This window comes from Vibrio sp. 10N.286.48.B8, assembly GCF_003050085.1.
GTDB classification, from domain to species: Bacteria; Pseudomonadota; Gammaproteobacteria; order Enterobacterales; family Vibrionaceae; genus Vibrio; species Vibrio crassostreae.
Genome location: NZ_PIGD01000003.1, coordinates 137,665 through 160,454, shown reverse-complemented (window position 1 = coordinate 160,454; position 22,790 = coordinate 137,665). Strand labels below are relative to the sequence as shown.

At 45.0% G+C, this 22,790-nt stretch carries 13 protein-coding genes; 6 read left to right on the top strand and 7 right to left on the bottom strand.

Going from position 1 to position 22,790, the window contains the following annotated elements; all coding sequences use genetic code 11:
- Window positions 1-110 precede the first annotated feature (110 nt).
- From yghU to CWO08_RS05405, 3 genes are all read left to right on the top strand, one after another.
- The gene (gene yghU / locus CWO08_RS05415) at window positions 111-968 is read left to right on the top strand and encodes a glutathione-dependent disulfide-bond oxidoreductase (RefSeq protein WP_108020054.1); all 858 of its coding nucleotides are present in this window, start codon (window positions 111-113) and stop codon (window positions 966-968) included.
- 285 nt (window positions 969-1,253) lie between these two features.
- Window positions 1,254-5,747 (top strand): SslE/AcfD family lipoprotein zinc metalloprotease, encoded by a 4,494-nt coding sequence (locus CWO08_RS05410; protein WP_108020053.1) that lies wholly within the window; start codon window positions 1,254-1,256, stop codon window positions 5,745-5,747.
- A gap of 199 nt (window positions 5,748-5,946) precedes the next feature.
- Window positions 5,947-6,270 (top strand): DOPA 4,5-dioxygenase family protein, encoded by a 324-nt coding sequence (locus CWO08_RS05405; RefSeq protein WP_052880068.1) that lies wholly within the window; start codon window positions 5,947-5,949, stop codon window positions 6,268-6,270.
- A 169-nt stretch (window positions 6,271-6,439) separates the two neighbouring features.
- Here the strand turns inward: CWO08_RS05405 and fruA are convergent, their stop codons facing one another.
- From fruA to fruB, 3 genes are read right to left on the bottom strand one after another with little or no spacing between them, the layout of a single operon-like run.
- On the bottom strand, window positions 6,440-8,200 hold the full coding sequence (fruA, locus tag CWO08_RS05400) for a PTS fructose transporter subunit IIBC (protein ID WP_108020052.1): 1,761 nt from the start codon (window positions 8,198-8,200) through the stop codon (window positions 6,440-6,442).
- Window positions 8,201-8,215: 15 nt separating this feature from the next.
- Window positions 8,216-9,193, bottom strand: coding sequence for a 1-phosphofructokinase (pfkB, locus tag CWO08_RS05395; RefSeq protein WP_108020051.1), 978 nt, complete (start codon window positions 9,191-9,193; stop codon window positions 8,216-8,218).
- A 9-nt stretch (window positions 9,194-9,202) separates the two neighbouring features.
- Window positions 9,203-10,336 (bottom strand): fused PTS fructose transporter subunit IIA/HPr protein, encoded by a 1,134-nt coding sequence (gene fruB, locus CWO08_RS05390; protein ID WP_108020050.1) that lies wholly within the window; start codon window positions 10,334-10,336, stop codon window positions 9,203-9,205.
- Between the two features lie 384 nt (window positions 10,337-10,720).
- Between fruB and cra the strand changes: the two genes are divergently transcribed.
- Complete coding sequence (gene cra, locus CWO08_RS05385; protein ID WP_108020049.1) at window positions 10,721-11,725, top strand: catabolite repressor/activator; 1,005 nt, start codon at window positions 10,721-10,723, stop codon at window positions 11,723-11,725.
- A gap of 87 nt (window positions 11,726-11,812) precedes the next feature.
- On the opposite strand, the gene CWO08_RS05380 is transcribed toward cra, so the two are convergent.
- The 4 genes from CWO08_RS05380 to nirB all read right to left on the bottom strand — a co-directional run bounded on the left by CWO08_RS05380 (window position 11,813) and on the right by nirB (window position 18,375).
- Complete coding sequence (locus CWO08_RS05380; protein WP_108020048.1) at window positions 11,813-13,603, bottom strand: bifunctional protein-serine/threonine kinase/phosphatase; 1,791 nt, start codon at window positions 13,601-13,603, stop codon at window positions 11,813-11,815.
- 164 nt (window positions 13,604-13,767) lie between these two features.
- Window positions 13,768-15,237: a NarK family nitrate/nitrite MFS transporter gene (locus tag CWO08_RS05375; RefSeq protein WP_050621641.1), complete on the bottom strand. Its 1,470-nt coding sequence runs from the start codon at window positions 15,235-15,237 to the stop codon at window positions 13,768-13,770.
- 152 nt (window positions 15,238-15,389) lie between these two features.
- The gene (nirD, locus tag CWO08_RS05370; RefSeq protein WP_055319440.1) at window positions 15,390-15,734 is read right to left on the bottom strand and encodes a nitrite reductase small subunit NirD; all 345 of its coding nucleotides are present in this window, start codon (window positions 15,732-15,734) and stop codon (window positions 15,390-15,392) included.
- 58 nt (window positions 15,735-15,792) lie between these two features.
- Window positions 15,793-18,375 (bottom strand): nitrite reductase large subunit NirB, encoded by a 2,583-nt coding sequence (nirB, locus tag CWO08_RS05365; RefSeq protein WP_108020047.1) that lies wholly within the window; start codon window positions 18,373-18,375, stop codon window positions 15,793-15,795.
- Window positions 18,376-18,848: 473 nt separating this feature from the next.
- On the opposite strand from nirB, the gene CWO08_RS05360 reads away from it, so the two are divergent.
- Entirely contained in the window at window positions 18,849-21,431 is a 2,583-nt protein-coding gene (locus CWO08_RS05360; RefSeq protein ID WP_108020046.1) for a molybdopterin oxidoreductase family protein, read from the top strand.
- A gap of 387 nt (window positions 21,432-21,818) precedes the next feature.
- Window positions 21,819-22,493: a hypothetical protein gene (locus CWO08_RS05355; RefSeq protein WP_108020119.1), complete on the top strand. Its 675-nt coding sequence runs from the start codon at window positions 21,819-21,821 to the stop codon at window positions 22,491-22,493.
- The last annotated feature ends 297 nt before the right edge of the window (window positions 22,494-22,790 follow it).

The window sequence follows — 22,790 nt, the reverse complement described above, 5'->3', positions numbered from 1 at the left end:
TGGAATAAGCCATGCTTAACAGTTTGAAAATAAATCGTATTCAGGGGTTTTAACCACAGGCATGTGACCTAATATCAGTTTGTGAGACCCTATATTAATAAGGAAATATCATGTCAGAACAATACACTCCGCCAAAAGTTTGGGTTAACGATACTGCTGGTGGTAACAAGTGGGCAAACATCAATAGTCCTGAATCTGGAGCTCGCTTTGATAAAGAGCTGCCTGTTGGTGACCATGCCTTTCAATTGTATTCTCTTGGCACACCTAACGGTCAAAAAGTCACTATCTTGCTGGAAGAGTTGTTAGCGGCGGGTGTTAAAGAAGCTGAATATGATGCGTACTTGATCAACATCGGTGAGGCTGATCAGTTCTCATCTGGCTTTGTTGGAGTGAATCCAAATTCTAAAATACCAGCACTTGTCGACAAGTCTGGTGACGAAGACGTTAATGTTTTCGAATCGGCATCTATCTTGATGCACTTAGCTGAAAAATTTGGTCACTTCTTACCAAAAGAAGGGGCAGCAAGAACACAAACCATTAACTGGTTGTTTTGGGCACAAGGTTCTGCCCCATTCCTAGGCGGAGGCTTTGGCCATTTCTATGCTTACGCTGATGAAAAGCAAGAGTACCCAATTAACCGCTTTGCGATGGAAGCTAAGCGTCAACTAGACGTGTTAGAGAAACAACTCGCAAATAACACATTTGTGGCAGGTGAAGAGCTAAGCATCGCTGATATCGCGATCTGGCCATGGTATGGCAACCTTGTGCTGGGCAAAATATACGATGCTGCTGAGTTCCTACAGGTTGAGTCTTACACCAACGTTGTGCGCTGGGCGAAGCAACTAGAAGCGCGCGAAGGTTTCCAACGCGGCCGAGTGGTTAACCGTTCATTTGGCGAAGAGTGGGAGCAAGTACCAGAGCGCCATTCTGCGGAAGACATTGACCGAGTTTTAAAGCTACGCCCGTAGTACTTTTTTGAACGTATTTTTGGGCAGATATACCCATATACCCTATCGGTCTTAATGTTAATGGCTAATTGAAACGCCATATCTCAATCGAGATATGGCGTTTTTCCGTTTTAAGGTAGGGAGAGGTATTGCTATTGGAATGAGAGTCTCAATTATCATTTTATTTATCTTATTCAACCTCTTATGAGCAATGACCTTTGTGGTTAAGACAAAAAACAATAGTCATCGAGGTGGAGTAAATCTATAAGATAACGGTCCACTTTAAATTACGACTAACTTCGCTCAATGAAAAAAAACTTAATTGCGTTGGCTATCATATCCACGGCTCTTTCAGGGTGTAATCACGACTCACTAAGCTATAGTGGTGGCCCTGATACGGTTCCTCCAACAGACATTATTCCACCAACAGATATCCTTCCGCCTACAGACATTGTTCCACCAACGGATATTCTTCCTCCGACTGACATTATCCCACCGACGGATATTATTCCTCCAACGACTTATATAGGTACGTTACTGTCGAGTGGAAATATCGTATCAGGCGATGTGTATTGTGATGGTATCCGCCTTGAAACTGGCTCGTTCAGTGTGAATCAAGGAGTAAGTTTTAGTTGTACACTGGGTCATCTCACTTTAGGTGATTTCACTGCTCCTTTCCCTGAAATTACAGAAAGCACGATTTCAAATGATGCGCTTCACGCGGCATTTGAGTTGACAGAATTACATGGAGACAACGTTACTAAGGTACTCGAATCCATTGATGTTTGTGAGACTGAAAGTGCTATCTGTTTAAAAGAACTGGATGCTTTTGATATTGAGGATGTGTTTTCGCAACTTGATGATCAAGATGCTGTTGATGCGTATTTTTCATCGAAAGAAGAAGAGTCTACAGATGAAGTCGGTAAGGCTCCTAGTTCACATGTAGACACAACTGTTGTTCCTGCGGTTGACCCTAATGCTGACAATAACCTTAACGCTGGTTTTGTTTCTGCAGACGCAGAGTCTACCTATGCTTATAAGCCAAGTGTTGAAGGTAAGGTGTTAACTCGCAGTAAGCTTACAGACGCTAATGGTAAAGCGATTTCTGGGATCAGTTTCTTTTCGGCAAACGCGACGGGCGTGACGGATGAAGAGGGAATTTTTGAGTACCTGTGGGGCGACAGAATCGTTTTTGGTATTGATACGTTTGAGTTTGGTTCTATTACGGGTAATCAGATTGTTTATAAATTGTCTGATGTGACCAATAATGCGGTTGAGAAAGCGAATATCCAGTCATTACTAGAGCGCTACGCGGTTGATCATGTAAGTTATTATGAGATATCTGAAGAAGTCCAAGATACCTTTTCAAAGTACCCTAACGTTATAAATGAACTGATCAACCTAACTCTGCCAAATGGGGGATTAATAGAGGGTACAGGCTTTGAACTTCCTAATGAGTTTGTTGGTCAGTTTAGCCAAGGGTTAACGGCAGTCATTGATGAGCAGCTGCGCCAAACGCCTCAGTTTATGGATTATGTTCGTCAACCTGCCGTTTTATCTATGGATTCTGGTCAGTATGTTACGGAGTCTCTGCAGCAAATCTTCCACAACGTCACCACATTCCATGTTTTCAATGACAATGGTAGTTTTTATGGTGCGACGGGGTATACCCGTGGTATGCGAGCTCTGAACATATCGAATCGAGCATTCCCTGTGATGATGCCAAGAACTGATAAAAACCGCCAGCTTTATTTTGGTGAGAAACAGGCTTGGACTCGTGAAGGCAAACCTTACATCGCACAACACCCAATCATCTCGATGCCTCCGATTCCTTTAGTCTCTGAAGACAACGCGACTTATGGTTTTCCATTCGTTACAGCAGGCGAGATAGGCAAAGGTAAAGTCGTGTTCATGGGTAATGGCTTATACCCAAGTATTCTGTCATGCCCAGAAAATTATTGGGCCAATCGAACATTGCATATCGATAGCAACAAACAACGGTGCACTGTTTCGACGTTCGAAAACCTACTGCATGATGACCAAGGCAGCATGAGGTTGTTTTTCTCGAACTTGTTTGAGTGGTTCAATAATGGTCTGCCTATTGCTGGGATGAATGCAGTCACCAATATTGACCAAGCTTATTCGGCTTATCACCACTCCACAATGGGTAAGCAGTACACGTTTTTTGTTAGTCCTCAGTATGGTTTTGCATCAGTAGAAAAGCGTGGTTCAGGTGACTTTGATGGTTTAGATGCGAGTACTACGCCGATTTTGATCCTTCAGGCATATCCTCCTAAGTTGGTTCAAGATGGCATGACTAACCAGTTTGTTGCTGACTTGGATAACCCAAACTTAAGCCAAGACGATATTACCGCTCTTATCAACTATGTTAATAACGGTGGCAATATCTTATTTATGGATGCGATTCAAACGACAAACCCTGAACCTATTGGACGCTTGGCGGATGCCGCTGGTGTTTCACTAGGTGGTGAAAACGTTACGCCGACAAACCAAGCTTTCTGCGGTAGCTCTTATTATTGCCAAGCGCCGTATCCAAATCTTCACGTGAAGAGCGAAAAGGAAATGGTGGTTCTGGAGCGTTTTCAAGATAATCAAGGAGAGCCTCCATTCACGGTAAATCAAGATGGTACGGTTGAGTGGATCAAGGATGAATCCAAAATCAAGCTTGAAATCCCGACTTATGAGGTTACTAAGTTAGACCTTGAAGGGAAACCAGTGCTTGATGAGTCTGGAGTACCAGTCATGGAGACCAAATCCGCACGTATCTTTGTTGAATCGGCAGAAGAGCGTGAAGCGGCGATCAAAGAACTGCAGTCGGCATTCGTTGGCACTGAGCTTTGTAATAACGACTATGAATACGAATTTAACTGTATAGAGACTCGTTCTGGAGACGGCATCACTGTTCGTGGTGCTTACCATAGAGCTGATTTCGACCGCTATGAAGTGAGTAAAACCGTTGTCGACAGTATGGTGAAAGCAGCGAACTTGGGTTCTAACTTTACAGCACTCTACGAGCACGAGGTTTACTATCGCACGAAAGGCACTCAAGGTAAGCGTCTGTCTAACAGCGAATTGAATCAAGCGTTTGATAACCTGTCTGTTTGGATGTGGAATGACAACGCATACCGTTTTGAAACAGACATACAAGATGAATTGGGGTTCAAGCAAGCTGTTCAGTTCCTTAACTGTTATACCGAAGACTTACATCAAACAGACACAATTGAAGCACAGTGTCCCGTTGACCTAAAAGCGTCGTTAGTCGCTAATGGAATGATTCATGGCGAAGGGGAGTTATCGGGACAGTTGAATCCGAGCTATCCATTAAATTACATGGAGAAACCTCTGACTCGCATTATGTTGGGGCGCTCATTCTGGGATCATGAAATCGTTGTTGATACCACAATGTATCCGGGGCGAACTTCAGGAGCATCTTCGTCAAGTTCGGTTCTTATCCAAACAGATGGCAAGGGCGTCACGTATTCGGCTGGGAACAATCAATCGACAGGTTTATGGGCTCCTCAGTTACAAGATGTGACGATTAGTAATGGTGTCGTTGCAACGATCACTGTGATGATGGCGGATGATCTGACAGGCAAGCCTAATCATGAAACCAGTTTGAAGCGCCCTCCGCGTATGCAAACTAACTATGCTTACGATGGTTTGAACTTAACCTTCAAGGTTCCATATGGCGGCCTTATCTACATTCAACCGCAAGTAAAAGACGTTGGCGAAGTCTCATTTACCATTGATGGCGCCTTAAAAGCGGCTTGGTGGAAAGAAGGAGAGTGGATTAATCCTGTTCAATCGGCAGACGCACCTATTGCGGAAGTCGACACGGGTTCATTTATTTATACGACACCAATCAGGAATCTAGAATCCGCTGATTTGAACAAATTCGCAACAGATATGAATCGATTCGCTGAAGCAGCAAGTGACTTCTACGGACGTGATGAGATGCAAGACGATGGTTTACACCGTAGGTTCACTTATCCAGAATTGACGGCGTTCCGCCATCGTTTTGTGAATGACGTGCAGATATCGATCGGTGCTGCTCACTCTGGCTACCCAGTGATGAATTCGAGTTTCAATGCAAACCGCACCTACATTCCAACTAACCCTGTAAATGATTGGCTATTGTGGCATGAAGTTGGTCATAACTTAGCATCAGCACCTTTCTCAGCAGCGGGTAGTACTGAGGTAACGAACAACCTGCTTGCACTTTATATGCAGGAGCTTGAGGGGCGTAACGAAAATCCAGAAATGGATCGTATTAAATCGGATATTAAGAAAGCACCAAAATGGCTAGAACAAAACGACAAACATGCTTGGTCGCATGGTGATGCTGGTTTGCGTCTAGTTATGTTTGGGCAACTGAAAATCTGGGCAAAATCAAACTTTGCTATTGATGATTGGTATGGTCGTGGAGCAAGCCAATCTTTGGTTTACGGTGATGATGAAGGCTGGAATATGTTCAAGCTTATGCATCGTAAAGCGCGAGGCGATAGAGAGGGTGACTCGAATACGAACTATTGTAGCGCTAGCGAGACTGGGCTTTCTGGTGGAGACCTAATGATGGTGTGCGCTTCTTATGTTTCGAGCTATGACTTAAGCGATTTCTTTGTTGCTTGGAACGTGGGCGAAACCTCAATGACTAATGCTGATGGCTCTAAGTCCTATAGTGGCGGAATTAGCTCTAAAGGTCTTAGCGCGGTTGAACAGTTAAAATTAGAGAAACCAAAGAACAGCTCTTTGAATGTTGATTCAATTTACCAACGCTAATTCTTGCTAAGGTATTTTATAGCCTAAATACAAACGCCACACATAAATTACGTGTGGCGTTTTTGTAGCAATGTTTTAGAAATTATCAGTCAGATCAGTCTTCTACATGATGTTTAATACTTCGGCTGCCATTGGTTGGCTGTCCTTGCTAGAGAAAGCAGGTTAAACTGGTCGCATCATAATTCTAAAGGATGGTGCCATGTACCACGGTCATATCTATTTCCCTTTGCGATTTGCAGAGCAGGCAGAAACACTGCGTCAGAAAATCCTCTCAGAACGTAAAGATGTGTTAGAAACTTTCCCATTAATCCAGCGTTTGGTTGGCCCGCATAAGATGCCGATGTTTGAAATTCACTTTGCTAACAAAGAGTCGGGTATTGTCGAGTGGCTTGAGCAAGAACGCGGTGATATGTCGGTGCTTATTCACCCGGTAACTGGCGGTGAAGAAACTTTGGATCACACAGTACGCGCGATTTGGCTTGGTCGTGAGCTGGGTGTCTTTGAAGAAACGCTAAGTAGCTAATCAAATATACCAATATTGTACTTAACTCATTCCGACCGGAAAATGCACGAATAATAAAAAGGCTCCTCAAATGAGGAGCCTTTGTTTTATTTCAAGGAACCGTTTACCAAGAAACCGGTTATCAAGAGCCTCTGTTCGACGGGTTTAGCCGTTAAACAGAGTAGGGGGATTAAGCCTCTGCTGTCACTTTATCGCTGCTCATCTTTTTAAGAGCTGCGTAACCGAAGCCTGTTACTGCCGTACCTGCTGCAATCGCCACTAGGTACATAAGAACTGGAGAGATAGCACCAGGAATCAGTAGTACGAATAAGCCGCCGTGTGGAGCCATTAGCTGAGCACCAAACATCATTGATAGAGCACCAGTTAGTGCGCCACCTGCCATACAAGCTGGGATAACACGCATTGGATCTTTCGCTGCGAATGGGATTGCACCTTCAGAGATGAAACATAGACCAAGAACGAATGATGCTTTACCTGCTTCACGCTCGCCTGCTTCAAACTTGTCTTTCACTAGGAAAGTCGCAAGGCCCATACCTAGAGCTGGAACCATACCTGCTGCCATGATTGCTGCCATTGGTGCGTAAGTTTGCGAAGCCAGTAGACCAACACCGAATGTGTAAGCTGCTTTGTTTACAGGGCCACCAAGGTCGAAACACATCATAGCGCCTAGAATCACACCCAGAAGAATCGCATTAGACGTTCCCATGTTGTTTAGGAAAGTCGTCATTGCGCTCATCACGCCAGATACAGGGCCACCCACGATGTAAACCATCACAAGGCCAGTGAACAAACTCGCAATAAACGGAATGATCAGAATCGGCTTGAGGGCTTCCATGGATTGTGGAAGTTGAACCTTGTCGGCAATGAATTTCGCTGCGTAACCGGCAATGAAACCTGCTGCGATACCACCTAGGAAACCTGCGCCCGTTGAGCTAGCCAACATACCGCCGATTAGACCTGGAGCCAGACCCGGACGGTCAGCAATTGAGAATGCAATGAAACCAGCAAGAACAGGAATCATTAGAGCGAATGCAGAACCACCACCGATAGTCATCAGTGCTGCTGCTAGTGTGCCTTCTTCTTTAAACGCTTCGATACCGAATACGAAAGATAGTGCAATGATCAAACCACCCGCAACCACCACAGGAAGCATGTGTGAAACACCTGTCATTAGGTGCTTGTACACGCCTTTCTTCTCGTCAGCAGGCGCTGAATTTGAAGAAGCTGTGTGCTGGTATGGCTTAGCTTCAGCAAAGGCTTTTTCAACTTCTTGCTTCGTCTTCTTAAGTGCAGGACCCGTTGTCGTTTTGTATAGCGCTTTGCCGTTAAAACGATCCAGTGGAACGTCGATGTCGGCTGCGATGATAACAAGATCAGCGTCTGCGATTTCTTGGTCTGTCAGTTGGTTCTTAGCACCTACAGAGCCGCGAGTTTCCACTTTGATTTGGTGACCTAGGCGTTTGCCTTCTGCTTCAAGCGCTTCAGCTGCCATAAAGGTGTGTGCAACACCAGTTGGGCAAGCGGTAATCGCTACGATCTTTTTGCTGCCTGTGCTTGCTGTTGTAGAAGAGTTTGGAGAAGTACCAGTCACTTCCACTGTAGTCTCAACTTGAGAAGCGTCTAATACTGTTGCTTCTGCTGCCGCTTTCTCAAGAAATGCTTTTGCATCTGCTGTGCATTCAGAGATAGCCGCTTGGTACACTTTCTTGCCGACAAAGCGCGCTTTATCAACGTTGGTGTTAGCTGCGATAACCACAACGTCGCTGCTGTCGATAGCGTCTTGCGATACGGTTGAGTCAGGTAACACGCTTGATTGACATTCAATAGCAGCGTTCCAACCCAGTGCTTTTGTCGCTTGCTCTAACAAGCCTGCGGCGATGATGCTGTTTGCTACGCCACTTGGGCAAGCTGTGATAATGGTAATATTCATAATAAACCTTTTGTCCTATTTGCTTGTGTCTAACTGGCTAGTTGGAGCACTAAGCGCCTGTAATTGGATATTTTGTAGTACTGAATCCAGCTCTTGTTGGCTGGTGATGCCCACGCCTACCTGTGAAACTGCTAGAGCAGATAGGGCGGTTGCGAATTTAATAAGTTCTGGTTTTGGCATCTGTTGCATGTGACCCCAACATAGGCCAGCAACCAATGTGTCACCTGCGCCTACCGTGCTTACCACTTGCATACGCGGCGGTTGAGCATGTAACCATTCACCTTGGTTAAGCCACATCACGCCTTTAGCGCCAAGTGATACCACGATGTTATCGATGCCTTTTTCACTTAGGGCTTGGCCTGCGTGTTGGCATTGGTCACGTGTGGTTAGTTCTGCGTTGAACAGCTGAGACAGCTCTTCGTCGTTTGGCTTAATCAGCCAAGGTTGTGCATTGATACCGGCTTTAAGTGCGTCACGGCTGCTATCAAATAGCACCTTCTTACCTAAATCGTGTAAGCGTTGAACCCAAGAAGCGCAAAGCTCAGGAGAGATACCTTGTGGCAAGCTGCCTGCAATTACGAAGTAATCGTGCGTTTCAGCAAGTTCTAATAGGGTTTCTTCGAACGCTTTAATCGCGTCAGCATCAACAGGAACACCTGGGAAGTTGATGTCGCTTACTTGGCCTGAATTTTCTACCAGTTTTACGTTGATGCGAGTTGCACCGTCGACACGGATAAAGCGGTCAGTTGCGCCCATCTGTTCGAACAATTGGCAGAACGCTTCTTCGTTATTGCGACCAAGGAAACCCGTTATGGTCACTTTAGCGCCAAGCTCTGAAAGTACTTTTGCTACGTTTACGCCTTTGCCTGCTGCATGCAGAGAGCCTTTGTTTACTAGGCTAACCGAGCCAACATTCAGTGCGTCGATAGCACCTGTCAGGTCTAGGGCAGGGTTTAGCGTAACGGTAACGGCTTTGATTTGTTTATCAGACATATCGATTCCTTAACCTTCGCCAAGGCCTGAAGCGATAGCTTTGCCAATCGATTCAAGTGCTTGTGCTGCGTCATCACCTTCAGCAATAAACTGAAGCTGGTGGCCGTGTTTAACGCCAAGAGCGATCACTTTCATCAAGCTCTTCGCGTTCACTTCTTTTCCGTCGCCATCTTGGTTTGAAACACGGATAGTTGATTCGAATTTCTTCGCTTCAGCAACCAGCATTGCGCCCGGGCGAGCGTGTAGGCCGTGTGCGTTTTTGATTTTGAATACTGCGCAGTTGTCATCGTCTTGAGACGCTGTAGAAACCGCTTCACCTTTTAGAAGGCCAATTACTTGTGCAATGTCAGCCGTTAACAGTTGTTGCTGTTTACCTTCGAAAACCATCTTACTTAGGTTTGCCAGAATTGATTGGTGCGCGCTGTTACAAGCCGCGAATGCCACTAAGGCTTTCACTGGTGTGCCTTCGAATTCGCAATCGTTCGCTGTAGAAACAAACGCTACGCCAGTGCGAGTTACGCCCTTGTCGCTCCCCAACAACCATAAGCCTTGGCCTAGGTGAGTCGGTGTTTTCGTTACTAGGTCAGCAACGAATGCGTTGTCTGTGCAACCTGTGTTCTTAAGCAGGCCGCCCGCAACTGCAGACATTTGAATCATGTCGCTTGCAGGGAATAGGAGCTGAACTAAAGAAGCGTCTAGGTCGGCTTCTAGCTGAACTTCGCCATTAAGTAGGGCGATGATTTCGTCTTCTGATTTCGCTTGTTTTAATTTCTCTTCAACACCGTCAGCCGCTAGAACCTTAGTTAGTTGCTTAAGGATGCCTAAGTGCTCGTCAGATTTCGCTGCAATACCAATTGCTACGTAAACACGGTTGCCGTCTGCCCAATCAATACCTTCAGGGAAGTGGTGTACTGCAACGCCTGTCTCTTTTACTAGGCTACGCGTGTCAGTGGTGCCGTGAGGAATCGCGATGCCGTTGCCTAGGAACGTAGAGTTCTGGTTTTCACGGTTCAGCATTCCTTCAACGTAGCCAGAGTCCACTAAGCCCTTCGCGGTTAGGTCGCCAGCAATGTTCTGGATAGCTTTGAATTTGTCATCGGCCGTTTGGCCAAGAGTGATGTCAGATTTTGATAATTTAAGCATGGTGCCTCTTTAGCGTATCGCTTGAGAATTTGTGTATCGCTACGATTCAGTCTAGAGCAAGATTCATGGAGCTTAATTCTTTGCTTGCTCTTTGCTTTATGCTTGCTGAATCGGTTCAGCATTCAGTGTAAAAAAATTCAGCAAAGCCGATTTTGGTTTTCAAAATAGTTTTGCTGCGTGTCGTAATTTCAGTTTCGTTAATAACGAGAAGTTGAATCACGACAAATGACGCTTAATCCATACAAAAGGATGATTGAAGTCACTTTTCAGATTTTGCTGAATCCTTTCAGCTTTTATACTGAATCGATTCAGCATATAATTCAACTAATCCAAGGATCAGAAGATTGGTTATATGATCCTACGCACAAAATACAGGTCACCCATATGACACTAGATGAGATTGCCAAACTAGCCGGTGTGTCGAAAACCACGGCCAGCTATGTGATTAATGGCAAGGCGCAGAAATACAGAATCAGTGAGAAGACTCAGCAGAAAGTAATGGCGGTTGTCGACCAGTATAACTACCGTCCAGACCATGCTGCTTCGTCGCTGCGTGCTGGGAATAGCCGTTCATTTGGTTTGATTATTCCTGACCTGGAAAACAGCAGTTACGCGCGTTTAGCAAAATTGATAGAGCAGAACTCACGTAAAGTGGGCTATCAAATCCTGATTGGTTGTTCTGATGATGACGCCGAAACTGAACGCAAAGTAGCGGAAGCGTTGGTGAGCCGTCGTATTGATGCTTTGCTGGTGGCGAGCTCTATGCCAGACGCTAACGAGTTTTACTTGAAGCTGCAAAACTCTGGCACACCCGTAATCGCGATTGACCGTCCGTTAGACGATGAACATTTTGCTTGCGTGATCAGTGAGGACTTTGAAGCCGCGTTTGAACTGACGCATTCAATCCTTGATGACAGTATTCACAGTGTCGGCTTGATAGGCGCATTGCCAGACCTGAACATTTCACGTGAACGTCAGTTGGGTTTTGAAGCCGCGAACAAAGCGCATACGTTGCAAACAGGGCTAAAAGATAACAAGCCAACGGTTGTTGGTTACGGTGAGCACTTTGACCGTGAATCTGGACGAGAAGTGTTTGAAGAGTGGATTGCTAGAGGTACAGTCCCTGATGCGATCGTCACTATGTCTTACACCTTACTGGAAGGTGTGCTTGATGTGATGGTCGAAAAGCCAGAGTTAGTGAATCAGGTGAAGCTGGCGACATTTGGTGATAACCGTTTATTGGATTTCTTGCCTTTCAAAGTTCATTCACTGCCGCAGCAATTTGAAGTTATTGCAGACAGCGCGTTTGCTTTGGCATTGAACGCTTCAGCAAAACGTTACCAGTCGGGCATCGAACTGGTGCCGAGAAGCTTAGTGAAGCGAGGTTAGCTTGAGCTCAGCGGTTAGCTAGGACTAAGCAGCTAACTAGAACTAAAGCGGTTAACTAGGACTAAGTTTTTAACTAGGACTAAGCTTTTAACTAGGACTAAGTAATAAGCCTAACTCTACAATAGCGACCACGCCGAGTAACAGGGCCAACACCTTCCAAAACTGGATTGGATTTCGGTTTATCAATGGCTGCTTGGCTTTGTGTTTCATTAGGTTTTGATTGGGGGTGTAGAGATCGGCGACAAAATCACCCAAAATCGGGTATCGCTCGTTAGGTGATTCAGCACACGCCTTTTGTAACACCAAATCAATCCAAGCTGGTAAATCTGTTCGCTTTTGTGTCAGCGGCTGGTATTCCCATTGATGGTGGCGAGTTTGTTTTAGAGATTGAGCGCTCATCTCAGAGTAGGGCAACTCGCCTGTTAGCATCTCATAACCAATCACAGCGATAGAGAACAAGTCTGAGCTTGTCGTGGCCGTGTTGTATTTAATACTTTCTGGAGCGATGTAATTCACTGCGCCGAGTGGCGTGGGATCTTTGTCTGCTTGTTCTCCCTCCTCAATTCCCCTGACTAACACCGCACCAAGGTCGATGATTTTGATGTTGCCATCGCGTTGGATCATGATGTTCTCGGGCTTTAAGTCTCTGTGAACCATGTCGGCACGTTGTAATACACGAATACCTTGTGTGATTTTTTCTAGGATCTCGCGAACCTGTTCGAGCGAAGGCTTAGGGTTGTCGTACATCCATTGCCTTAGCGTCACTCCTTCAACCCATTCACAAATTTGATATAGGAATTGAGAGTGTTCAGGCGTTGGGTAAACCTTCATTACTTTCTTGTTATTCAACAAGATACCTGCCCATTGCTCGTTAAAGAAAGCTCTCAGCTGTGCTGGGTCGTCATGATATTGAACTGAAGGCACTTTGAGCACGAACTCGGTTTGCGTTTCTTTTTGCATGACTCGGTATACGTGACTTCTAGATCCAGCATACAACACCTCAAGCACCATAAAGTTGTCGATACTTTGCCCAAGCTTTAAAGCGGGTGGGATGGCACGTTTAGCCAGCTTCTCATGGAATTCAATGAGCGAAGGTTTAGGTAGATGACTTACTTGAACAATCAAGCAGCTTACGTTGTCCGAACTGTTGTGGCTTAACGCTGTGTTACATATGGTTTGAGCGGCGTATTCGAAATCCACTCCGGGCTTATCGATGTGTTCTTTAAAGGTATTTGGAGACACAAACTCGTGTACGCCATCAGATGTCAGGATAAAACAGTCGTTTTTTTTAATAGGAAGCGTTTGATAGTCAACGTTGAGTTGGTTATCCATGCCTAAGGCGCGTGTTAGATAATGCTTCTGTCCCATATTTTTACGGGTGTGGTCACGGGTCAGTTGGCGTAGTTCTCCATCTCTTAATAGGTAAACTCGACTGTCACCGACATGGAAGATATGTGCGGTGTTCGATTTTAATATCACGCTGCTGAACGTCGAAACGAGGGCATTGTGGTTCACTTGTTGTGCGGGATGAATATTTGAAACAGACGTGTTGAACAGCCAAGAATTGAGGGACGTTAAGACCTTTTGCGCCGAACGTTGGATGCTCCAGCTTTTGGGAGTGGCGTAATAGTCGTCGATAAACTGCATCACGCTGGTGTGACTGGCTTTCTGGCCATGTTCACTGCAACTTGCGCCGTCTGCTATGCAGGCAACACTACCTTTCAACTCTTGCTCTACGCGAGTTTTGGGGTGTTTTACGATGATGGCGTCTTGGTTTTCATCACGTATGCCTTTATTCGAATAACCACCAAACTTGAGTGTGAGTTGGTTGTTTGATTCCGGCGTGACGACTTGCCCTTGGCTGAATGAAATTGTCATAACTGTTCTTCTTCTTAACTGTTCTTCTTGCGTCCTTGAGAGAACATCCTAGGAAGAACAAAAGCCCTAGTGAACCTAGAGCCTTTGAACGCAGTACCAAAGTGGTGAAACACACCTTGGTACCACTCCCGATTCAATAATATCAATGCTTCATAGTACTGAGGCTAGTTCGATACGTTAATCAAGGTCACACTACCGTCGTCGTTTACTTCAGCGATTTGACCGTTAGGCTCTTCCATGAACAGTAGAGTCACAAAGCCAAGTACCGCTGTTGCAGCAATCACTAAGAAGAAGGTTTGGTAGCTCACGAATGACAACACAGTTAGGTAAACTACCGCACCCACGTTACCGTAAGCACCTGTCATACCTGCAATTTGACCTGTCATACGTCGTTTAATTAGAGGAACCGTCGCAAATACCGCACCTTCACCCGCTTGCACGAAGAAAGAACACGCCATCGCCGCGACAACCGCTAGCCATACAGGCCATGTGCTATCTACTTGACCCATTGCGAAGTAACCCACAGCAAGACCAATCGTTAGAATAAGCAGTGTTGGTTTACGACCAAATTTATCTGAAATCCAACCGCCACCTGGGCGAGACATTAGGTTCATAAAGGCATAAGCCGATGCAACCATACCTGCAAGAACCGGTGTTAATTCAAAGGTTTCAGAGAAGAACAGTGGCAGCATAGAAACCACAGCCAGTTCAGAACCAAATGTCGCGAAGTACAATACGTTCAGTACCGCAACTTGTTTGAATTTGTACTGGTGAATCTCTGGTACTTCTTCTTTGAATACGTTCTTGTTTACTTTCCAAACTTGCGACACTTCGTACACGTAAAGTGCTGCTAAACCTGCATACACAGAGTAAACCGCCATGTCAGACAACATGTTGATGTTGCTTGGTGATAGTTTCCAAGTCAGTAGCGCTAAAGCGGCATACATAGGGATCTTCATAATAAGTAGGAAGAAAAAGTCACCCTTTGATGTCACTTCCATTGCTGTTACTTGAGCAGGCTTGAAGTAAGTAGAACCTTTTGGTGTATCTGACACGTTTTTGTAGAAGATAAACGAGAACGCTAAGCTCATTACGCCAGTAATACCAACCGCATAACGCCAACCGTCTTCACCACCAAACGCTAGAGCGAGAGTTGGAAGTGTGAACGCTGCTGCTGCTGAACCGAAGTTACCCCAGCCGCCGTAAATACCTTCTGCTGTACCCAGTTCGTTGTGTGGAAACCATTCAGACACAAGACGAATACCGACAACGAAACCTGCACCAATGAAGCCCAGTAGGAAACGAGCGATTGCCGCTTGAATGAAAGAGTCTGCCAAAGCAAACATAAAACAAGGGATCGAACAGACCGCGAGTAGCGAGGAGTAGACCAACCTTGGGCCATATCTATCGGTTAGCATGCCTATGGCGACACGCGCCGGAATGGTCAATGCAACGTTGAGGATCAGGAGGGTTTTGATCTCTTCAGTAGAAAGACCAAGTGTGGTTTTTACCATTTGCAGTAGTGGGGCAAAGTTGAACCACACAACAAAGGTAATGAAAAAGGCCATCCAGCTTAGGTGTAAGACCTTCATCTTACCCGTAAATGAAAGCAGCGAAAATTTAGTGTTATCCATGGTTTAAATCCTTTAAATCCTTTAAATCTGGAAAATTACCTGGTTTGTGCATCTGCGTTACTTCCGAACTTCGAACGCTTTTAATGTGCATAAACCCTGTGCCGAAATTGCGCACGCCAATAAGCGTTTGCATCATGGTGTCGGCGGTTTAGTTAACTGGCGATAGCAAGAGGTGCGAGAACTTGAACTTGTTCTCCTTGCTTGCGAACTTCAAATTTCACGAGCTTGAGCTCAGGCTGTTCAAGACATTCGCCAGTTTCTAAGTGGTAATGCTGCTTGTATAAGGGTGAGGCCACATAAGGTTCTCCGCTTAATGAACCAATTATACCACGTGACATCACATTCGCCTTGCCGATAGGGTCGTAATTAGAGAGCCCATAAAGCGTGTCGCTGCGCTTGCAGTAAAAAATAGCCACTTGGTTATCGTCTACTTTGGCGCAAATTCCCCCGTTTGGGGTTAGGTCGCGGGTGCTGCATACGGTTGTCCAATTTTCCATGACTTTCTCCTAGTCTAAAATTGAGTTTTTATTTTTTTATTGATGAACCTGATGATATTTATGAAACCTCAGTCACTTCGATTTGGTCTGCTTTAGCGAGCTTTTCATCGCGTTTTGAATTCGAAGCATCACTCAAGCTCGGCTTAGGAAAACGTTGCTCTCGCTCTTTGATGAAAGAGAGGCTAGTGTCCATTTCTTCACTGTTGATGTAGTGCTGGAAGCGCTTCATCTTCTCAGGGTTTTCAATGGTGGTTTTCCATTCACACTGATACTTCTCGATGTTGAGTGCGATGTCCGCTTCGAGTTCTTCAGCTACATTGAGCTTGTCTTCAATCACGACTTGCTTGAGGTATTCAATGCCGCCTTCAAGGTTCTCCATCCATACCGATGTGCGTTGTAGGCGATCTGCGGTACGTGTGTAGAACATCAAAACGCGGTCGATGTATTTAAGGAGTGTGGTTTCGTCCAAATCAGTGGCGAATAGGTCTGCATGGCGAGGGCGCATGCCGCCGTTACCACAGATGTAGAGGTTCCAACCTTTGTCTGTTGCGATAACACCAATGTCTTTCGATTGTGCTTCTGCACATTCACGAGTACAGCCAGAAACCGCAAACTTGATCTTGTGTGGCGAGCGCAAACCTTTGTAGCGGTTCTCTAGTCGAATCGCTAAGCCAACACTGTCGTCGACACCGTATCGACACCAAGTGCTACCCACACACGATTTCACGGTACGAACCGATTTTCCGTAGGCGTGACCCGTTTCGAAACCTGCATCAATCAGCTTTTTCCAGATGATAGGCAGTTCGTTAAGTTGTGCGCCAAACAAGTCGACACGCTGACCACCGGTGATTTTGGTGTACAGGTCGAACTCTTTAGCGACTTCACCAAGTACGATCAATTTATCCGGTGTGATTTCACCGCCAGCAATACGCGGAACCACTGAGTAGGTACCGCCTTTTTGCATGTTGCCAAGGTAGATGTCGTTGGTGTCTTGCAGTTCGATGTGTTGATCTTCAAGGATGTAATCGTTCCAGTACGAAGCCAGAATCGAACCGACAGCTGGTTTACACACGGTACAGCCTAATCCGTTTCCGTGAGAATCTAACAGCTCATCAAAGGTCTTGATTTTGTTGACGCGGATGATGTCAGTCAGCTCTTGGCGAGAGTAAGCAAAGTGCTCACAGATATCGTTAGAGACTTCAACACCCAAGTTACTCAGTTCGCTATCGAGAACTTGTTTCGCAAGAGCAGAACAGCCGCCACAACCTGTTGAAGCATTGGTGGTTTCTTTCAGTGCAGCCATCGTGGTGCAGCCAGCAGATACTGCGTCTTTAATGTCGCCTTTAGTCACATCAAAACATGAACAAATAACAGCGCTATCAGGCAGAGCTTCAACACCCATTGCAGAGCCTGAATCATCGGCCACATTAGGCAAAATCAACACTGATGGGTTTTCAGGAAGGGGCATATCGTTTTGCTTGATTTGCAGTAGCGAGCCATAAGCTTCTGCATCACCGACCAATACCGCACCGACAATCTTTGTGCCGTCAGCTGAGATGATTAGGCGCTTATACACTTGTTCGATTTCATCGTTATAGGTATACGATTGAGCGCCTTCCGTCTTGCCGTGTACTTCACCAATACTGGCAACATCGACGCCAAGCAGTTTGAGCTTAGTGCTCATGTCTGCGCCGGTGAATGCAGCGTCGTCAGTACCGTCAGAGACAATATGCGAAGCCGCGATTTTTGCCATCGAATAACCGGGCGCCACTAAGCCGAAGATCTTGTTATCCCAAAGGGCACATTCACCAATGGCGTAGACGTTTTCGATATTGGTTTGGCAGTGGTTGTTGATGACAATACCGCCGCGCTCGCCAATTTCGACATCAGAGCTTCTTGCTAACTCATCTTGAGGGCGAATACCCGCAGAGAATACGATCATATCGGTTTCTAAATGGGTGCCATCGGCGAAGTTCATGCGGTAGCGAGCATTTTCGCCATCGACTATTTCAGAGGTCGCTTTCTCGGTATGAACTTGCACACCAAGGTCTTCAATTTTTCTGCGTAATAGGGCACCGCCACCGTCATCTAATTGAACCGCCATCAGGCGAGGCGCAAATTCAACCACATGGGTTTCTAAGCCAAGGTTTTTGACTGCGTTTGCGGCCTCTAAGCCAAGCAGACCACCACCAATCACCACGCCAGACTTGCTACCTTTGCTTGATAGTTCAATTGCGTCTAAGTCTTCAATAGTACGATAAACGTGACAGTGTTCTTGGTCGTTACCGGGAATAGGGGGAACAAAAGGGAAAGAGCCCGTCGCCAAGATTAGCTTGTCGTAACTTTCAACGTGGCCACTTTCAGTGATGACTTGTTGATTGGCAGTGTCTAGCTTGGCAACCTTCTGGTTCAACAAGTAGTTCACGCCGTTACTTTGGTAATACTCTTCACTGGTCAATGACAGGTCATCAGCACTTTTACCATTAAAGTAAGCCGTCAGTTGAACACGGTCGTACGCTAACCTTGGCTCTTCACTAAAAGTAATCACATCAAATTCATCACTGTCTGATTGCAGGATGTTGTCGATAAATTTGTGTCCAACCATGCCGTTACCAACAACGACGATTTTCTTCTTGCTCATAATCCATTCCTTATTCTCGGCGTTATCATCACTAGCATCTAATTTCTAGTAGTTAGTAAATGAATACCGGGTTGAGATTCCACTCAATTCATAATCATCAAGAAAAACAAAAAATGTTTTTTCTAACTCTTGGTTTTTAGTTGAGCAAGGAGGATGCCAGATTACGGCTTGTTCATTTAAATAAAAATTAATGCATGTTTTTCAATTATTTAAAAAATTTGGGTGGCACGCAATTACCCCTAAAGTGGTATGTAAATTTTTTGTTAGATTTATACAAATGAGCATTTGTGGTGCAACTTTCTGCAAGATGGTGCAAAAATTAAGTTTCTATCTTGGTTAATTTCTATTTTGATCATTTTTGATAGGTTTTCTTTTGTTAAGCTTTTGTTTTTATTGATTAATATTTCTTGCTTGTTGATTGCTATGAAGTGGCGTGTTATTTGCTTGGTTTGAATTATTACAATTATGGATAATTGAGCGAGAAACGGATGACCGATTCAAACAGCGGCTGGATAAAATCAACCTGTGCTTATTGTGGTGTAGGATGTGGAATAGAAGCGAGACCGACATCGCTAGGAAAACTAGAAGTACGTGGTGATCAAGATCATCCATCTAATTACGGAAAGCTGTGTACTAAAGGGATTGCGCTCGGTGACACCGTCACGCCTTTAGGTCGTCTTACACAACCTGCTCATATTCAGAATGAGCAAAAACAATCACTGGATTGGAACAGTGCCACGCAGTTAGTCGCAGATAAATTCAATCAAACGATCGAAGAATTTGGGGCCGATTCGGTTGCTTTCTATGTATCTGGTCAGCTGCTTACCGAAGACTATTACGTTGCCAATAAACTGATGAAAGGCTTCATCGGCAGTGGCAATATCGACAGTAACTCTCGCCTTTGCATGGCATCGAGTGTGGTTGGGCATAAACGCGCGTTCGGCACCGATACCGTTCCTGTCTGTTATGAAGATTTAGAACAAGCAGAAGTCGTCGTTATCACTGGCTCAAACCTCGCTTGGTGTCACCCGGTACTTTTCCAAAGATTAAGATCCGCGAAACAAACCAACCCTGCATTGAAAGTTATTGTCATAGATCCGCGTTATACCGACACATGTGAAATTGCAGACATTCACTTGGCATTGGAATCCGGCTCAGATGTGGCGCTGTTCAATGGTTTATTAGGCTACCTCGATGATAACGATAAGCTTGATTCCGACTACATAGAAAATCACACCCAAGGCTTTACCAAATCGATTCGATCTGCAACTCAATATCGCTATACCGAATCTGGCTGGGGCGACAAAAGCGTTCCTGAGCTAACAGGATTAACAGAGCAGCAGTTAAAACAATTCTACAGTTTGTTTGCATCGAACGAGAAGGTGCTGACCATTTACTCCCAAGGCGTGAACCAATCTACACAAGGGTGTGACAAGGTGAATGCCATTATTAACTGCCATTTAGCCGCTGGGAAAATAGGTAAGCCGGGCATGGGGCCATTCTCTGTAACGGGCCAACCAAACGCGATGGGTGGGCGAGAAGTGGGAGGTTTAGCCAATACCTTAGCTGCGCACTTTGAATTTTGTGATCCGCAATCACACCAAACGGTGAGCGAGTTTTGGCAAGCCGATAGCTTAGCGACTCACGCTGGCTTGAAAGCTATAGACTTATTTGATGCCATGAACGACGGCAAAATAAAAGCGGTGTGGATCATGGCAACTAACCCAGTCGTGAGCCTGCCTGACAGCGAAAAAATCAAAGCGGCATTAGAGAAGTGCCCGTTTGTGGTGGTGTCGGACTGTATTGCCGATACGGAAACCACACGCTTGGCTGATGTGGTGCTGCCCGCACAAGGATGGAGTGAAAAGTCCGGCACAGTAACCAACTCGGAGCGTCGAATTTCACGTCAGCGCCGTATATTGCCAAGCCCAGGAGAAGCCAAACCGGATTGGTGGATCTTAAAAGAAGTCGCGCAAAAAATGGGATTCAATGACCAGTTTGATTACCGTCACGAAGGTGAGATCTTCAAAGAGTATTGCGAGATGACAGCGCTCGGCAATGAAACGGGCAAAGCGCGTGATTTGTGCTTAATTGGACTCACGCAACTGGATGAGAAGGGCTATGGCGAACTTACTCCGCAACAATGGCCAGTGCTAGAGTACCAACCAGAGATCATTGAGCAGCGCATGTTCACCAATGGCGAGTTCTTTACCGAATCTGGTAAGGCGCAGTTTATTGCGGTCGAGCACGACAAACCGATTGCCGATACCAGCCTTGAATTCCCACTTATCATGAACACAGGGCGAATTCGAGATCAATGGCACACCATGAGCCGCACAGGCTTGGCTGCGGGTTTAGGTGAACACACCCCAGAGCCGTTTGTTGCCATGCACCCAGATACGGTTGCAGAGCTTGGTTTAGATGAATTTGGGCTAGATGCCTTCAACCACGCGACTATAAACCCAGTGGTGAAAGTGCGCAGCGCACAAGGCGAGTGCCAAGCCCGCTTAGTAGTAACTAAAGAGATGCGCCGAGAACAAGTCTTCATGCCTATTCACTGGAATGCACCGACCGCCAAAGACAGCAAACCATGCGACTTGATCTTGCCTCATACCGATGCAGCCTCTGGTCAGCCAGAATTCAAACACACACCTGTTGTGGTAGAGCCGTGTGGTTATCGCAGTGAAGCCGCACTGGTCAGCGACAAGATGATGGATTGCAGCGGTTTTGATTATTGGGTTCGTCAAAGAGTAGAGGGCGGTTTTCTGTATCGCATTTCATCATCTAAGAACCCAATGGAGTTGGTGATTCAGCTTGCCAACACCCTTGATGCCTTACCAGAGCCAAACACGGATGCGATTAAATCACTCCATTACCACGGCAATAAATCGTTCAAGAATTATGGTTCTGCCAAGCTGGATCAATTTGGTGTGAAGCAAGCGTTCGTAGTGAACAGTAAGCTAGATCATCAAAGCATCGACTGGCTGGTGGAATGTCTAACCCGAGAAGCCGATGAAGAGTTTGAAGCCGAGTTTTTGAGTACTATGGCAAAGTAGCTGACTACCTCTAACCTATTAATACATAGAGTTAAGCGCCGACAATTACGTCGGCGTTTTTGTTTTCTGATGAACATTTCTGAACATATTTACCAATCATCGTGCCAAATGAAAAACTGAACGAATACCTCGGTTCGCCAGAAGAGTCATATAAAAAATGACAAGTAACACACATATTCATGCTGTTTCTTTATTTTTTCGTGAATATATACAATATTTCTATTTATTAGTGGTGTATGATGTCAGGGTTTTCGTAAGGTACTGTTATTAAATGATTTATTTGTCAATTTAATCGGTGGTGAGATTGCTTTGCGAAGTGCCTCGGAACTACCCAATGCTTATTGGGTGATGAATCCTGTTCAAAATACATTAAATAAAGACCAGTTTATGAGAACTCTTCTATCTGAATGCTTACATTTCACTTGCTCAAATTTTAAAAGCATATTTAAAATTTTCGGCGGTTTCATCATCACGATGTCATGTTTAGGCGTGTGGCTTGAACATTCATTTTATGTATCAGAAAACCTCTGGGCCTACGCGGTGTATCTATGTGTATATTCTTCTATTTACACTTATCTAATCGCTATTTTTATCAATTTTATGGCTTCGTCTACTAATGGGTTTGATATTGAACGCTCCGTATCTTGGAGAGTTTGGTCCAGATTAATGATCGTTTATATTATCTATTCTTTAATTGTTTTAGTTGGAACGATTGCACTGATTATCCCGGGATTGTATCTAGCTGCGCGATACAGTTTCGTAGAGTTCGAAGCTGTACTAAATAATAAATCTCCACTGGTTGCGTTGGAAAAAAGTTGGCGGGATACCAAAGGTATCACTATGAAGTTGATTAAAATATCTCTGTTGTTGGGGGGGCTTAATTTTATCCTTAATTTCGTGATTGGGTATATCGGAGAGGTTTATCCGGTGTTAGAAGTAGCGACAGGGATACTCACATCAATCTTGTCCCCTCTTTTATTGATATTTGGCTCTATTGTCTACTTTAGAGTCTACATTACGAATGTTGATACGACTGAAATGCCACTAGGACATGAGGCATAACCAGGGTGGTAAACAGCCTAAATAATTGGGTTTTTGATAGGCTCTAAAACCCAAACTTTAAAATAAGAAAGGTGGAGTTAACTTCCCGTATTAACTAAATATCTTCGAACTATCATCTAGAAAAATAATATCAAATTTAAATTTGGTGAGCCGGTTATATTCGGGTTCTTGTATCAGAGAACCTAAGTTTTCCGTCATGCCTTAGCTGCCTATTCTCTATAAACACATAATTAAGTTAGAAATAAATTCTGACGAAGATTTCCCCTGTGTGACGTAAAAGATGGGTATTTATCCAAG